The following is a 14,938-nucleotide window of genomic DNA, read 5'->3' on the forward strand; positions in this document are numbered from 1 at the left end:
GAACCGCCGGGCGATGCTGTCAGGGAGTTTCCACATGATCCGCGTTGCTCCTCTCGGTGGCCGCGTCCGTGCCGAAGATGACGGTCTTCGCGGCTGCGGTGAGGGTGGCCTGCGTGCCGTAGGGAAGGCCGAGTCGGTTCCAGGCGAAGATCACGTGATGCGCCAGGACATTCCGTAGTCCGCGGTGGAGTTGGCCGTTCTCGTTGAGGCGGGCCAGGTCGATTCCCGCCTCGGTGTAGGCCGAGGCCCATTCGGTGGCCGCTGCCAGTGGGCCGCCGGGCTGGATCACGTACGCGGGGTCTACGGAGAGCAAACGGTGAACGTCGGCGTGCAGTTGATTGTTGCTGTTCTGCTCGGAGCCTGGTGGCAGAGCGCGGTGGGCGGCGACTCGTGTCCAGACGTCGCCCTGCTCGTACCAGTCCAGTCCGGCGGCGCGCATCATGAGGTTGCACAGCATCAGGGAGGTCTCGCGCCTGTGCCGGGCTGCGTCATCGCGGAGGAAGTCCAGGAGACCGCGGCTGTCGCGGTGGAAGAACCGGTGTGCGGAGTCCATGGACTGTGCACCGCCGAAGGCGTGTACCTCGGGCTCGTAGATGATCTCCGTCCACGCGGTGAAGTGCCCGGCTGAGACCAGCTCATCGAGATGCTGGTCTATGGGGCTCTGCGCGCCGGTGACAGGTATGTAGCGGATACGCCAGCAGGGATGTTTGCGGATGAAGAACCACGTGGTGATGGCTCCGACGGCCTCTGCGGTATGGAGGAGTGGGGCGAGTTCGGTGACGGCGGTGGCCTCGGCGTGCTCCCAGTCCGGGAACTCCACGTTGACCTGGCGCCAGGCGGGTTGGGTCACGAAGTTCCTCCGTGGTGTTCAGGCCAGGGCGAGGAAGGCGTCCCAGCGGGGGGCGGGCGCGCGGTTCGTGCCGTAGGTGTGAAGGGCGAGTGCGGCGCCAGCGGCTCCGTCGAGGAGTTCCGGGTCGTGATCGCCCTCTTCGAGTGCCGTGATCAGCCGCACTGCGAGGTGCGGTAGCTCTGCGGCGATCTCGGAGTTGTCAGTCTCGGTGGCCATGCGCCATGTCGCGTGCAGAAGGCCGGCCAGGCCGTGGCACAGTCCGATCTCGGGGAGTGTGGCCTGCTGGTGGGGGTCGCGCAGGGCGTCGAGGATCGCGTTCTCCGCGAGCTGAACGCGCGTCGGGTCTCTGAGGGCGAGACCGGCCAGTTGCTGCGCGCGGGCGGTGCCGCTGGCTCCGTAGCACCAGGATGGACGGGGGCGGAGTTCGGCGGGGACTTGCTGGTCGGCTGCTTGCTGCGCGTTGATCTGGCCGGGCCACCAGGGATGGGTGTCGTTGCCTTGCCGCCAGTGGTCGGTCCAGGCGCAGATCCGTTCGATGGCGTCGGTCAGGCCGGGAAAGATCACACCGTGGATCAGGGCCTGTGAGAGTACGGATAGGACGGCGCCGATGCCGTGGGCGAGCCCGAAGTTGCCGTGTCCGCCGGGGTAGTCGGGGTGGGACGCGCCGGTGGGGGCGACGTTCATCCACCAGGGTGGCAGTCGGGCCGGGTCGGGCCGGGGTTCGGTCAGCCGCACCAGGTAGGCCAGGATGTCGCGGCTGATCTCGTGGTGTGGGTGGCGGCTGAGGTGATAGGCGCCGAGCCCGGAGAGACCTTGGATCAGGTCGAATTCTTCCATGGGAGGGCGTTCGCAACGGTCGATGCGTTGGTGGGCGGTGACCAGCCGGGTTCTGGTGACAGAGAGTGTGGCTGCGTCGAGGCGCTCCAGGAGCCGCACGTAGCGGCTTGACGTGCTCGCCGCTTGGTGTGTGATGAACGCTAGTGCGGGAGCGCCGAAGTACAGGTTGGCGTTGGCCGCAGCGCTGATTTCGCCGTCCACAGCCGCAGCCAGCCAGGTGTGCGCTGTTTCCCAGGAACCGCGGCCGGCACGAGCCCGTTCGATGTGTAGGAGGGCGATGCCTGAAGCACCTCCGGCGAGGGACTGGGGCCAGGCCCGGCCGCCGCCGGGTCGGCCGTTCGGCCACGCAGTGGCCGGGTCGGCCAAGGCATCGGCCAGCTTGTCGGCCGTCGATAGCGCTGCTGGAGCAGAGACTGTCGTGGTCACGGTGCTCTCCTTGCTCGTGCCGTCCAGCTCAGGGCTGCGGCCCTGGCCAGGTGCAGCTGCATGCGCTCCTTAGGCAGGCCGGGCCCCTGCATGCGTACCTGGTGCAGGTGCAGAAGGTCGGGCAGCAGATCGCCGGGGCTCGTGTCGGTCTCCGCGAGAGCGCGGGCGTAGTTGGTCAGTGCTGTCCGCCTCGCGGCCCAGGCCATGAGGGTCCGTTCGTCCAGATCGACGGCGTGGGTGTATACCAGGGCGACGGCCTGTCGGTAGACCGCGCGGGGAGGCGCGGTCGAGTCGTTTCGGGTGTGCTCGATGAGCCAGTGCATCGCCGCGGTGCGGTCGCCCAGCAGGCCGGCGGCGATGTCCACCATGCTCGCGGCGGTCACCGCACGGGCGTCCGGTGCGCTCTTCGCTCCTGCGGCGGTGAGCTGGGCCAGAGCGCAGGCGGAGTCGGCGGCGAAGTACGCCTCGGCCGCGTCGATCGCTGAGGGGCCGCCGAACCGCGCGGTCTCCGGATGGTAGGTCTCCATGCTGGCATGGCTGATCAGCCGACGGCGACGAAGCTGCTCGGTCCACTGGCCGACGTGCTCGAAGATCGTGCCGAGGGTTTTAGGTGCGCAGGTTAGGCGAAGGCGAAGGTGGTCGTCGGGGTCGGGGTAGCGGATGAACCAGCAGCGGGGGTTGTCCAGGTCGCTGAGCAAGACCGGCAGGTGTCGGGTCAGGATGGGATCTTGACGGTCTCGGCGTCCGTGGAGCTGGAGGTAGAGACTGCCTCCAGTCCCGGGCAGGTGTCCGTGCTCGTGGCCGACGACGTGGGTTGGCGTCCGCACCGGTGCGCGGTTCTGCTCTGTGATCAGGGGAATCACAGCTTCGTGGGCACGGCCGCCGATCCACCCCAGCGCTTGGGGCCGCGGGGCAGGGTGCAGGGTCGCCGTGCTGGCGCGGTCGAGGTGGGCGCGGAGCAGGGCCCGGTGGGAGGGCTCGACCAGGTCCAGAGCGATGCGCTGGTCGGCCTCGCTCAGGTATACGTGGCGGGGAAGGCGCACGTCGCTGCACCACCGGGTCAAGACTGCGTCCCACTCCTGCCACGGTGCCGACGCGACGGGCAGGTCGTTGCGGTCGAGGAGCCAGCGAGCCGGGGACAAGATCGTGCGGCCGTAGCGCAGCGCGGGCAGGAACGGCAGGTTCGAGGCAGCAGCGCCCCACAGGAACCCGGTGCAGGGCACGGCGAGCGCGACCGGTGCCTCAGCCAGAAAGCGGGTCAGCGGATGGGAGTGCAGCCCTAGATCCACGGCGTTGAGTAATAACGTGTGCACGGGGCGGCGACGGGAGAGCGAGACGAGGTGGAGCTGTTCGGCGTCGGCGGTGACGGCCAGGTCTGTCACCGGCATCAAGTGAGTATCCGGGCTGTGGTATTCGCCCAGCGAGATCACCAGATCGGTTGCCTGCGCGGCGCGTGCGACGTTCTCTGCGCGGACGGATAGAGGTGTGGCACTGATCTGGGCTACGAGCGCGCCGCGGTGCACTCCCGGGAGCCCGGCGTACACGTCGGTCATGCGACGTCTGTCATCGTCGGGCAGCAGGTCGAGAAAGCGGCCGGTGGTGGTCCCGGCCGACCGCGCCATGCCGACGACATGCAGGGTGAACTCGCCCCGCTGGAGCGCGGCGGCGTCAACGGCCTCGATGCGTACGGTCACCTCGGTGCTGGGCTGGACCGGGTGGCCGGCGCCGGTGGTGGCCAGGTCTTCCAGCGTGGCCTCTGAGAGCGCGACCTCGGTGCGGCCTTGGACGGCGGCGGCGTGCGCGAGCTTGATGAGGCGGCTGTCCCGATTGGGCAGGAGGGAGGGCGCCGGCGCGGTGGTGGCGCCGAGGTAGCCGGGCGGGTATCCCAGTGTGTCGATGGCGTCCAGGACGGGGACGGTCGCCCGAGGCCCGTACCGGTCGAGGAACCGGGCGTGCCATTCGGTCCAGCCGGCCAGAGAAGCGCGGGGCGCCAGTCGGGCGAGAGCCTGCGCTGCTGTGGCCGCCTCGCGGGCCACCGTATCAGGGATGGTGAGGTCCCAGTCCAGGCGAAGGTCGATCACGGGCCGGGGAGCTTCGTCCAGCTCGCCCTTCCCAGCAGTGGGCAAGTGATGTGCGTGGTCGATGAGGCCCGCGAGCGGGTCGGGCTTCGTCATCGCGGAGCGCAGACTGGTGAGCAGGACTCGTTGCCGGACCAAGCCCGCGAGAAGCTCGTCTATCGCGGCTGGCGGAGCACCGGGGAAATCGACGGCCAGCTTCGCCGCGAGGTCGCTCCACAAGATCGGGGTTCGTGCGCCGTTCAGGGCTCTACGCACGGGTCCAGTCATTCGTATCCGTACGTGTTCGGGGCCGACGTTGCGTTTCTCGCTTCGCCGGTGCTCAATCACCACATGATCGTCGTGCTCGACTGCAAAGCTGGAGGCGAGCAACATCAGACGTGATTGCAGTGCGGGGTGCTGCTCGAAGCGGTCGGCTAGGACCGCGGCGTGACCGGCGTCTGCTCTGGCCGAGGGATGGTGCACGCGGCCGATTCGCACCGAGGGCATGGCACCTAATCGTGCGCCTGCAACCCCGGCGAACAGACCGAACGGCGTGGCTCGCGTCTGGGAGCGCAGCAGGTAGCGCAGAACGGCGAGCACAGTACGGCGTACGGTGCCATCCGGCAGCGGGCGGCCGGCGCAGATATCCCCGACGCGGCTCGCAAGGTCGGGGCTGGCAAGCGCGACGGCGCCGGCGAACTCGGAACCTGCCCAGGTTTGTCGCAGCCACGCTCGCCACGATGCTGAATTCGCAGTGGCGCTGACGAGGTCCGGCCAGTCAATCTGCTGATCAAGGTTTCCCGCCGCACCCCGGATCAGCACCGCATCGGCATAGCGGTACATGTGCCCTCCGTGTGGCCGCGCGGTGCCCGGCCGCCCCCGTGGGCTGGGCACGGCCGGGCAACGCGATGAACGCGGTCGGTACTGCTCCGCTCTGCGCCTACTACGGGCAGCTCACGCACGCCGTGGCGCACGTCGAGTTGCAACCGTCGTTCGTCAGCCGGATGAGCTGGTCCGCGGCCGGGCCACCCTCAACTATGGTGATGTCGAGTTCCCAGTCCGCCATCTCACCGGACGACGTCAGGACGTCCTCCGGCTGCGCGGGCGTCAGGGGTCGCTCCATGTGCACGGTCATACATGCCTCCTTGGCGCCAGTGACAGGTGGTGCACGGTCCCGGAGTCCGAGGGCTCCGGAGTCTCAGGCCCAGGTCGCCGTGATGATGCCGTGGCGGCGCAGCACGGCGTCCTCGGGCAGGGGTACGGGGGCGGGGCCCGGCAGGTATCGGATGGTCGCGGCTCCCCGCCGGCGGTGGTCCTGAGCCCAGCGGCGGAGCAGGCCCGCGTACTGGTCGGCAAGCGTTTCGGCCTGCGGACCGTGGGCGATCACACCGCTCTCGAAGCCGTCGGTATCGGGCTTCTCGCGGCGGCTGCGGTAGGCGATGCTGTCCCGGCTCACCAGTGCAGGCACGCCCCTGAGGGCGGATGCTTCCACGAGCCCGCTGTCCACGACGTCCGCAGCGGCGTGCAGACGGGCCGGGCTCGACAGGTTGAGCGTGAGAAACAGGTCCAGCTCGTCGGGCAGGTCGTAGGCGGCACCGGACCAGCACTCCAACCGGGGCGTGTCCAAAGCCGCGTTGAGCACCCGGGGCTCCAGGGGTACCCGTACGTCGTCGGTCCGGAGGACAACGCCCGGGCGCAGGATCACCTCGCGTTGCTGGGCGGCTCCCTCGCCCTGCATCGGCACGAAGTGCGCCAAGCCGTAGGAGCGACTGATCAGACCGTCTCCGTCGCGGTCGAAGGCGAAACTGCGAGTCGTGCCGCACACGGTGAGCGGGACGACGAGCCTGCCCTTCCCCGTGAGCCCGTTGATCCACGACGAAGGGATGTCCCACGCCGCCGCGGTCACGACGATCCGATCGTATGGGGCACCGTCGGGAACACCGTGCTCACCATCGTCGAGGACAGTCTTCACCCGGGTGTACCCGGCGTCATCGAGGCACTGGCGAGCCCGGTTGATGACGTCGCGATCGATGTCGACGGTGGTGACCTCACCCTCGCTGCCGACGAGTTCCTGAAGGTAGGCGGCGTTGACGCCACCGGACCCGACCTCCAGGACCTTCATGCCGGACTCGATTTCGGCCTGCTCCAGCATGACCGCCTGGAGGTGGGCCGCGGACATGACGCTGAGGTCCATGCCGTGCTCGTCCTTCTTGACCGGCACGGCGCGGTGCAGGCTGTACGCCACCTCCGGGGATGCATCCGGCGCGAACCTGTGCCGGGGCACAGCGGCGAAGGCGGCGGCGACGGGCTCGGTCCGGACCCCGTCCTCGTCACGGAGCGCGCGGACCATGTCCGCACGCAGCGCTTCGGGATCGCGGACTGGCGAGTCGTCAATAGCAGACATCCGAATACCTGTCCCTATCGTGGTTGGTGCTTGCGGCGGTCGTGCTCTGCGTCCAACAGCACGCTAGCCAGGGCGCCGTATCTGGAGGATGGATACGCGCCGCCAGGAGGCTGGCCCTCGCGGTTCGGCTGAAAACCGGTTCCGCCACTCATCGTCATTCGTCGTCCCTTCCGACGGGTTGTGCGCGCGGGGAGGAGGAGCCAGGCGAGGGCTGGCCCTGCCCCGCACGATTCACACGGTGTTGGCTCTTATGCATGCCCGGCACTAGGTACGGTGTCCGTCGCCGACGACAGGTGGGCAGTTGAGCGTGCCTGCTCCTCGATGACCTATCTGGCTGTGCGGATGATGCCGTGTAGGGGCCGGGCGAGGCATGCCAACGGCCCATGTAGTTGTTGCGCCCATCACAAGATCCTCCATTGAAGCTCGGCGTCGTCACGCCGGACGCCTTCGATGCGACGCTTTACTTCTTCCAGGCTTCCCGGAGAGTGATGTGCTTTCCGGGCGTTTGTGGTGATCATTCGAAGCTCGCGAATCTGAGCCAATGTGCGATAGCCGGACCATTGCCGCACATCGAAGCCGTAAGCATCGGCGAACTGCTCATAGTGCCTTCTGCCGTATCCGAATCGGCGGCAATGTATCTCGACTGTCACCAGATCCCATTCCGGCTGTCCGATGGTGACGGTGTCCCAGTCGCACAGGACGACTCCGTCAGGCGTGTGCAGGGCGTTTCTGTGTTGGGGGTCGCCTTGAATAGTGCCTGACTGTCGAGCGAAACTGATGCTTTTGAGGTCGGATTCGAGGCGATCGGTGCAATCGATGAGAAAATCGACCGTCGAATTCGGAAGCGTAGTGATCCCCGAGACTGAGCGGCGAATGGCACGTATGTTGTCGTGCGCTGGCAGGGACACTTCCGGTGGAGTTAGCGCGTGAAGGGCTCTTAGAGGGCTGGCCAGTTGGACGGCCGTGACGGGGTGATCAGGCTGGGGGAGGTAGATCCAGAAGGTCACGGCGTGGTGGTCGACGACGACGGGTTGGTCAACGGGGAGGAGAGGCACTGTCGGGAATTCGACGGCCATAAGCCAGCGGACGAACGCAACGGTGCGAGTCACGTCATCAAGCCGCGACCCGCGTCTGGCGATCTTTACTACGACCGGGTCCCTCCTCAGCAGGATGACGGCATTGGTGTGTCCACGAAGCAGACGGGCATCGGAACTGTTGAGGCTGACTGCCGCGCATGCTTGCTTCAGCACGCGCTGCATCTCTGATTCATCGAAGCCGCCGGCTATCGGTGCCGCTACTGTCATGACTCTAAGGTCGCCTACTGCAGGCCCCGTTGTCACATCGTGCCTCGGGGCAGGGCCAGGATCTCTCGCAGCTCACGTGCCGGTCGGCTGCTGCGCGTTGCAGGTGGAAGTGCTCGGATGACCTCCCGAGCCCGCGCTCGCAAGATCGGTGTCTGATGGGCGGGAAGGATTGCAAGGATCGCTGAACTTGCGACATCGCAGGCGTCCGTTGGGAGGCGGTCCTGGGCACAGCAGATCGCTGTTTCCAGTTGCAGTAACGCCGGATCGATGCCTGTCTTGGTCGGGTAAAGATCCAAGGCACGTGCTTGGACTCGCCGGGCCTGACCTGTGTCGCCGAGGGCAGTCAACGCCCCGCTCCGGTACAGCAGAAACCGTCGCTCGGGGAACGAGAAGGCATCGTCCGCGTCTCCGCTCGGTCCGCTCTGCTCGAACAGATCGGCCGCGAGGCGGAGCGCACGCTGCGCTTGGCGGCTGTCGCCCAGCTTCGCAAGAGCACGTGCCTCGGCGGCTGCGGCGAAGGCGGTGGTGGCTGACGGCCGTCCACGGGTGATCATCCGGGCCTCGCGGGTCAGGGTGACCGCGACTGCGAGAGGACCGTAGTAGAACGGCAGCATCGCGGCCTGTGCCCTGACTCTCGCCCGCAACTCGACGTTGCCGCTGTCATCTGCGGCGGCGCGTGCGGTGCCGTACCACGCTTGTGACCTGGTCAGGTCACCGAGCTTCATCAAGGCATCGGCAACAAGTGTCGCAAGTACCGCCGTGAGTTCTGACAGTCGAACTTGAACCGAAGCTGGCTGTCGGTCCACGGCTAAACTCTCGACGTCTGCAAGGAGGCTGAGGAGCGTTTCGAGCATGGGTGCCGGAGGTGTGTACAGGTACTGCTGTCGAGCCCAGATAATCCGCTCATCAAGCAGGTCAAGTTGAGCGGGACTCACGCTGGCGGAGGCTAGAGTTCGGTCTACGTCACGCCGTGCCGTATCGAGACGCTGCCCGAACGACTCACCCGCCCACGCACCGGACTGAAGCCCGGAGGTGTCAGGCGGTGCAAGTGGTCGGACGGTTGCCGCACTTGTGAAGCCGATCCCTTCAGGCGTGGATTCATACAAAGAGCACAGCAGGCCAACCGTTACGGGCTTGGGGTGGTTCCTTCCAGTTTCCCAATACCCAAGTTGGATCGGATCTGGCTTCGGAGCGTTTTCTCCGTGACTTGCTCCCAAATTACGGAGATCCTGTGCGGCGCTCTTCAGGGTGAGGCCCCGTGCGAGGCGGTGGGCACGTAGCAGGGATACGGAACAGTGTTCATGAATGGTCTCGGCGATCTCTTGAGGCGATTTCCCCTCGGCAGCGCCCTGAGTACGCAAGCGGTGTGCGCACGAAGGGCCATGGGCCTGCTTGTCTCGATCCACGACTGTCGCCTCCTCTCGCACAGGACTGGGTCCGATTGACCGGCAGCGTGCCTAGTCTGGCAAGGATCCGTCCGCACTTCACAGAACTGCGACGAAAGCTGTGACCCACCATGCCGGTCGCTACGAACTGTGATGGATGCCAGTTGCCTGCCTCCGACCCCTCAACGATTCTCTCGTCTCGGAGGCCCGGGACGGAAGGACAGCTCGACCCCGGGCTCCTGGCCGCCGAGTGCGAGGTTGTTCAGAAGGTCAGAGATTGATCACGGCGATGGTGCGGCTCACGGGTACAAGCGGCGCGGAGCCCATGGGTCTCCGAGCAGGCTGAGGCGCCAGCCACCCGAGGGCTGGTGGCCGAGGGAGTGGTGAAAGTCATGGCAGCTGCGACGGCCTCGGTATGGGGCACGAGCCGCCTTCTCTGCTGGGTCAGCCGGTGGCTGATGCCGTACACGAGGGCCGTATTGGGGTTGCGCGGACTGTGGCGCCCAACGTGGAAGACCGTCCGGTTAGAGCCGATCAAGGAGCGTGGTGATGACACCCAAGCCCGTCCCTGTTGAAGTGACCCAGATTGGGGGTCCCCTGGACGTCGCCGTCATTGCCGACACCATCGAGTCCGTCCGCCTGCGGCTTTACCCGCCCGGAGGCGGGACGTTGGACGAGCTGATGGGCAAGCTGCGTGGCCACGTCGGTCTGCTCCTGGCGGAACCCCTCGGTCCTGACGACGCGCACCGCTACGGCATCGTCCTCGCCGCGAGAAACCTGCTGGCCGGGGCCCCTAGCGTCGATGCGCAGGACGCCTCGCGATGGCAGTACGTGGTGGCGCTGGCCGCGACGTGCGATGCCCTCCTGAGGCGCTGGATCACCTACGTCCAGACCGAGGGTGACTACGCGGTGCGCTGCGAGCCGGACGGTGACGGCTACTACGTGATCGACAGTGCCTCCGGCTGCATCGCCTCCCGGCGCGTGGACGGCATCGCCCGGCCGGCGCGCCACTTGCCGGCCGACGAGGCGGCGGTCCTCGCGCGCAGCCTCAACGACGCGCGCGAGAGCCGCCGGCCGCCGAGCCAGCCCGCCGGCCGCCCTCAGTAGATCCCCGCCGCCCGTCCGGAGAACACGGGGCCCTGTTCCCCTGCACGACGGTTCCGTGCAGGACCCCGGCTGTGCACGAGCCGGACGGGCGGCGGGCCCATCCCGTACGTCCTGGCCGTGGGCAGCCCCCGCCGCAGCCCTACCCCGAACCCCCTGCACGTGAGTGAGAACTGCATGACGACCTACGACGACATCGATGGCGCCGAGGAAGAGGTGTCTACCGGAGCGGAGAGCGACGCTGCCCCGTCGCATGCGATGACGTTCGTCACCCCGGGGGGTGACAGGGAGCTGGCGCGCATGAACGTGGTCGGCGCTGCCCTGCCGGTCCCCCGCTCCGGGGATCGGATCGGGGTGCACGGGCACCTCGTAGAGGTGACGGACGTGAGCACCAACTACGGCCGTGACGAGGAATCCGGCCGCGTCGCCGTGGACACGGTGGTGCACGTCCTCGCTGAAGGAGACACGAGCCTGTGACTGATTGCTGCCGGCCGAACCGCCACACCGTCCCGGTGCCGAAGGATCTCCCCTCGGCGCATGCCCCGCACAACCTCGACCACGAACGGGAGCTGTGGAACCGCTACGCGGCGACCACCCTCGGGGCGAGCACCGAACCGGCGTTCTGCTGGACGCAGTACCCCGGCCACGGGCCCGGAGCCGAGATCCTCGGTACGCCACGGCGCACCCTGGACCTGGGCTGTGGCTCCGGCAGTGCCGTGGCGTACCTGGCGCAGCAGGGCATCGAGGCGTACGGGGTCGATTGTGCTCCGCTGATGGTCAAGAAGGCGCGGGAGTGGTGGACGCACACTGGCGCGATTTTCTCGTGTGCGGACGCGACCGACTATCTCACGAGAACTCCGCGCTCTTACGACGCCATTTACAGCATCTTCGGCGCCGTGTGGTTCTCCGACCCTGCCGCCCTTTTCTACTGGGTGAATCAACGCCTCAACCCCAAGGGCGTCTTCGCGTTTTCCCAGGCGCCGGCGATTCCGGGCACACAGGGCGTGCAAGGAATGTACGACGGCAGCTATGCCGGCCCTGCACGGTATGCCTACCGCTATTCCTTCAGCCCGGAGCGCTGGGAAGGGCTGTGTAAACGGGCTGGCTTTGTTCGCCCGCGGGCAACCCTCATCGAGGCCTCGCAGCTTGGACACATCGGCACCCTGCTGGTCACTGCCCGCCGACCAACGTACCCGCAGAACTGAATCCCGGCTCTCCTTTGACGCGCAGTTACGCCCGCCGCCGTGCGGGCCCCCAACCCGGCGCAGGTCCGTCCTCCCACCCCTGTGGCGACGGGTCTCGCCGCCCCTCCGACGAAGCCGAGGCCGATGATGCCGAGCCAGAGCAACCCCCGAAAGACCTGCGATGGTCGTTGCGTCAGCGTTCTGCGTACGACCAAGCCCTTGGGGCTGGCCGTGATTGCTCGGCTGAGGCTGGCCCGAGTGCCGCTCGGCCCGGTGGCGGAGACTATTCCCCGGCAGGCGGTCGAGTTCGTCGTCCCTGCGGGCGTCGCCTGGTCGTGGCCGAGGCTCTCGCCGTGGACGACGTGCGTTCCTGCGTGCCGTACGCGCTGGCCGGCGTCCTGCCCGGCGCAGAGCGTGCCCGGACGGCGCTGGTTGGTCGCGCCCTGGGCGTGCTCGGCGCCGGCCACCGACCCCGGCGCCCTGTACGAGGCGGTCGCGGCCGAGCTGCAGCGGCACGCGGCGGTACCGACTCCAGCAGGGGTGCGCCCATGATCCGGCAGCGCGCGCGGCGCGTGACCGTCGCCAGCGTGACCCGCGATCTCCTCGCCACGCGGGCAGCTGCTCGTCGAGGCCGCCCCCATGGGTGCATTGCGCTGCCCGGTGGCTCTACCAGGACGCCCGCCGCCGGGCGGGAGCTGATCCGAACGTGGCTCCTGGCCTGGGAGATCCCCGCCGAGCAGGCGCAGGACATGTTGGTGATCGCCACTGAGCTGTTGACCAACGCCGTGGTGCACACGGATAGTTCGCAGGTCGTCGTGGAGATGCAGATCGCCGGTCGGGGGGAGCTGCGGCGGCTGAGAGTCATCGTGAGCGACCAGGACCCATACAGCGGGCCCATCCGGGTCGACGGCCGGGGCGATCAGGACGGGCGGGACATCTCCGCCCTTTCTTCCTCCGGCCGTGGGCTGGCGATGGTCTCCGCGCTCGCGGATCAGTGGGGGACGTTCCGCGGGCACACGGGCACCCATGTGTGGGCGATGCTGCTGCTCCCCGCGGCCGGCTCGTCCTCGGCGCACACGCAGTCTGCCGGTACGACATCCGGGGGTGGGCTGTGAAGCTCCGTGACGCGTTCGTAGCGGCGTGGGAGATCTTGGAATACGAGCGGGCCCGCCGCGAGTGTCCCGAGCTGTACCGGCATCTCGACGCGGCCCGGCTGGCGCCGACGCCTGACGTGACGTCCGAGGAACTCACCGCGGCGGAGGAGCGCCTCGTCCGACGTGTCGCCGACCGGCTCGCGCCTCGTGTGATTGCCGAGCTGCAGGCCCGTTTGTCCGCTCGGGAGTCGGAACTGCTGTTTCCGCGCGAGCGGGCCGAGGGCGCATTCCGCGTGGCCTTCTTCCGAGCCCTGCGACGGCGCACCGACAGCGGCGACGAGCCGGCGCCCTGACCACCGTCCCGAGCCGGGTGCATTCCACCTGACGCCGGCGCCGAGCGCCGCGGCCGAAGACCGGACCCGGCCGCCTCGATCTGCTTCGAACCGAGAAAGGAGTCTCGATGACCGACAACAGTGACGCCGACAACGGCCCCGCCGCCGACCGGCCGAACAAGAAGGCGCCGCAGCTGTGCGACGCCCATCCGGACGACCATTCAGCCGCGGGTGATTCAGCCGGGGAACCGCCTCCCGCCGCCGCGGTGCACGTCATGAGCTTCAGCTACGGGCGCGGCCCGTTCCCCTTCCCCGGCACGGACATCACCCTCGACCTACGCAACAAGTTCAGCCACGGCTCCTCGGCGGCCGAGTCCGACGACGTCACCGATCTCAGCGGCCTGACCGTCTGTAGCACATGCTCTCAGGTGGAGCTGGAGGCGGACGGCGCCGCCGAGCTGGTCGAGGGCGTTTTGCCCCTGGTGGCGGCGTTCCGCAGCGGCCCGGGCGACGGGCCGGTCACCGTGGCCGTGGGATGCGCCGACGGGCGGCTGTCCGCACCCGTGGCGACCGCGATGCAGCGGCGGATGAACGGCCTGGTCCGGGCGACGGTGGAGCACCTCGCCCCCACGGCCGACGACCATCCGCGGTCCGGGACTACGCCCGCCGCGCCACAGGATCCCCCTGCTCCGCCCCAGTCGGTGGGGGCAGATGGCCCGCAGCCGTAGACGCGGGTCGGCATCACCGCGGGGCCCACGGACCCGGGGCGCTCCCCGCCCGCGGGCCTCGCGGCCGACTGAATCCCTCACCGCACGAACGGAGCCCACGTGCCCCCCGGCCCACCCTCCCTCCCTCGGCTACACCCCCGCCGCGGCAGCCCGCGCAGCAGAGCGCCGCCACCCGGCGGCTTCCGTCGCGCCTCCGGCCTGACGACCGGGCCAAACGCCACCCGCCGCCGGCTACTCTGGCCAGCCTCCGGTCACAGCGGCCGTCGTGCTCCAGGACCCCCGTAACCGGGTCCTGTTCGTCCGCCACACGCGGAAGGTTCCAGCCGGCTGCGGTGACGGCCTGGCGGGCCGCGGTGGACATGCGGCCGACCGCGTACCGGAAGACATCGGGGCCGTCCATATGCAGAGCGCCGGGACAGGGGGAGCAGATCAGGTCGGCGCCGGCGCCGTTTTCCGCACCGACCAGGCCCGCAAGCAGATGCTCTCCGCCGCCAGCCGCGGCGTCCACCTGCTGGGCTGGAAGAGCTACGACGCAGGCCAGCAGGTCTTGCCCAGCGCTACTACCTCCAGTCCTACGCCCTGGCCGCCGAATCCGGCCTGCGTGGGCACGACGGATTCGTGATGTGCACCATGGCCATGCAGGGCCTCAGACTCCACCGCCCCGAGCACTGCCTGAACCTGGCAGAAACCGGCCTGAACCGCGCCAAGGGACATGTCGATGCCCAGACCGAAGCCCTCTTCCGCGTCGTGCACGCCCACACCCTGGCCAAGAGCGGCAAGCGCCGCGCCGCCCTGGCCGAAGCCGAACACGCCCGTACCCTGTTGACCAGCGCCCCCGGCGACGAGGTACCGTTCTGGGCGCTGGCCTGGGGCCCGCCGGCCGCGTCGGTGTACTCCCGCACCACCAAGGTCCACGAAACCCTAGGCGACCACCAGGCCGCCGCCGGCCAATACGCGCTCGCAGCCACGGCCCGCCCGCCAACCACCTACGCACGCATCGTCGCCCTCGACCTCGTCGCGGGCGCGGAGATGCACCTCAAGCGCGGCAACATCGAGCAGGCGTGCGCCACCTGGCACCGGGCCATGGACCACATGGGAGGCGTCCGCTCTGCCCGCACCCGCAAGGCGGTCTTCCGCATGCGCAGCGACCTCGCACGCTTCCGGGCCCGTGGCCTGCGATGTGTGGCCGAACTCGACGAACGCGGACGCGACTTCCTAACCAGCGCCTGACCC

The 14,938-nt window shown here is 68.4% G+C and carries 14 protein-coding genes; 7 read left to right on the forward strand and 7 right to left on the reverse strand.

Annotated elements, in window-relative coordinates; genetic code table 11:
- Positions 1-19 precede the first annotated feature (19 nt).
- From T328_RS12300 to T328_RS12330, 7 genes are all read right to left on the reverse strand, one after another.
- A complete protein-coding gene (locus T328_RS12300) occupies positions 20-850 on the reverse strand; it encodes a thiopeptide-type bacteriocin biosynthesis protein (RefSeq protein ID WP_496496011.1) in 831 nt (276 codons plus the stop codon).
- Positions 851-868: 18 nt separating this feature from the next.
- Entirely contained in the window at positions 869-2,113 is a 1,245-nt protein-coding gene (locus tag T328_RS12305; protein WP_496496012.1) for a lanthionine synthetase C family protein, read from the reverse strand.
- The gene (locus tag T328_RS12310) at positions 2,110-5,013 is read right to left on the reverse strand and encodes a lantibiotic dehydratase (RefSeq protein ID WP_496496013.1); all 2,904 of its coding nucleotides are present in this window, start codon (positions 5,011-5,013) and stop codon (positions 2,110-2,112) included. The genes T328_RS12305 and T328_RS12310 overlap by 4 nt, the downstream gene beginning before the upstream one ends.
- A 100-nt stretch (positions 5,014-5,113) precedes the next feature.
- The gene (locus T328_RS12315) at positions 5,114-5,305 is read right to left on the reverse strand and encodes an FxLD family lanthipeptide (protein ID WP_496496014.1); all 192 of its coding nucleotides are present in this window, start codon (positions 5,303-5,305) and stop codon (positions 5,114-5,116) included.
- Positions 5,306-5,368: 63 nt separating this feature from the next.
- Complete coding sequence (fxlM, locus tag T328_RS12320) at positions 5,369-6,574, reverse strand: methyltransferase, FxLD system (RefSeq protein ID WP_496496015.1); 1,206 nt, start codon at positions 6,572-6,574, stop codon at positions 5,369-5,371.
- Positions 6,575-6,975: 401 nt separating this feature from the next.
- Positions 6,976-7,878 (reverse strand): phosphotransferase, encoded by a 903-nt coding sequence (locus T328_RS12325; protein ID WP_496496016.1) that lies wholly within the window; start codon positions 7,876-7,878, stop codon positions 6,976-6,978.
- 32 nt (positions 7,879-7,910) lie between these two features.
- Entirely contained in the window at positions 7,911-9,305 is a 1,395-nt protein-coding gene (locus T328_RS12330) for an NsdA family TPR-like regulatory protein (protein WP_496496017.1), read from the reverse strand.
- A gap of 507 nt (positions 9,306-9,812) precedes the next feature.
- Between T328_RS12330 and T328_RS12335 the strand changes: the two genes are divergently transcribed.
- The 7 genes from T328_RS12335 to T328_RS12365 all read left to right on the forward strand — a co-directional run bounded on the left by T328_RS12335 (position 9,813) and on the right by T328_RS12365 (position 14,935).
- Positions 9,813-10,370 carry a hypothetical protein gene (locus tag T328_RS12335; protein ID WP_496496018.1) on the forward strand — a complete coding sequence of 186 codons (558 nt, stop codon included), beginning with the start codon at positions 9,813-9,815 and terminating at the stop codon, positions 10,368-10,370.
- A 174-nt stretch (positions 10,371-10,544) separates the two neighbouring features.
- Positions 10,545-10,844, forward strand: coding sequence for a hypothetical protein (locus tag T328_RS12340; protein WP_496496019.1), 300 nt, complete (start codon positions 10,545-10,547; stop codon positions 10,842-10,844).
- Between the two features lie 35 nt (positions 10,845-10,879).
- Positions 10,880-11,572: a class I SAM-dependent methyltransferase gene (locus tag T328_RS12345; protein ID WP_496496020.1), complete on the forward strand. Its 693-nt coding sequence runs from the start codon at positions 10,880-10,882 to the stop codon at positions 11,570-11,572.
- 527 nt (positions 11,573-12,099) lie between these two features.
- Positions 12,100-12,666, forward strand: a complete 567-nt coding sequence (locus T328_RS12350) for an ATP-binding protein (protein ID WP_496496021.1) — start codon at positions 12,100-12,102, stop codon at positions 12,664-12,666.
- On the forward strand, positions 12,663-12,998 hold the full coding sequence (locus tag T328_RS12355) for a hypothetical protein (RefSeq protein WP_496496022.1): 336 nt from the start codon (positions 12,663-12,665) through the stop codon (positions 12,996-12,998). The genes T328_RS12350 and T328_RS12355 overlap by 4 nt, the downstream gene beginning before the upstream one ends.
- Before the next feature lie 107 nt (positions 12,999-13,105).
- A complete protein-coding gene (locus T328_RS12360; protein ID WP_496496023.1) occupies positions 13,106-13,705 on the forward strand; it encodes a hypothetical protein in 600 nt (199 codons plus the stop codon).
- 597 nt (positions 13,706-14,302) lie between these two features.
- Entirely contained in the window at positions 14,303-14,935 is a 633-nt protein-coding gene (locus T328_RS12365) for an NsdA family TPR-like regulatory protein (RefSeq protein ID WP_496496091.1), read from the forward strand.
- Positions 14,936-14,938: the final 3 nt, after the last annotated feature.

The sequence above is a fragment of the Streptomyces sp. CNX435 genome (genome assembly GCF_059570575.1).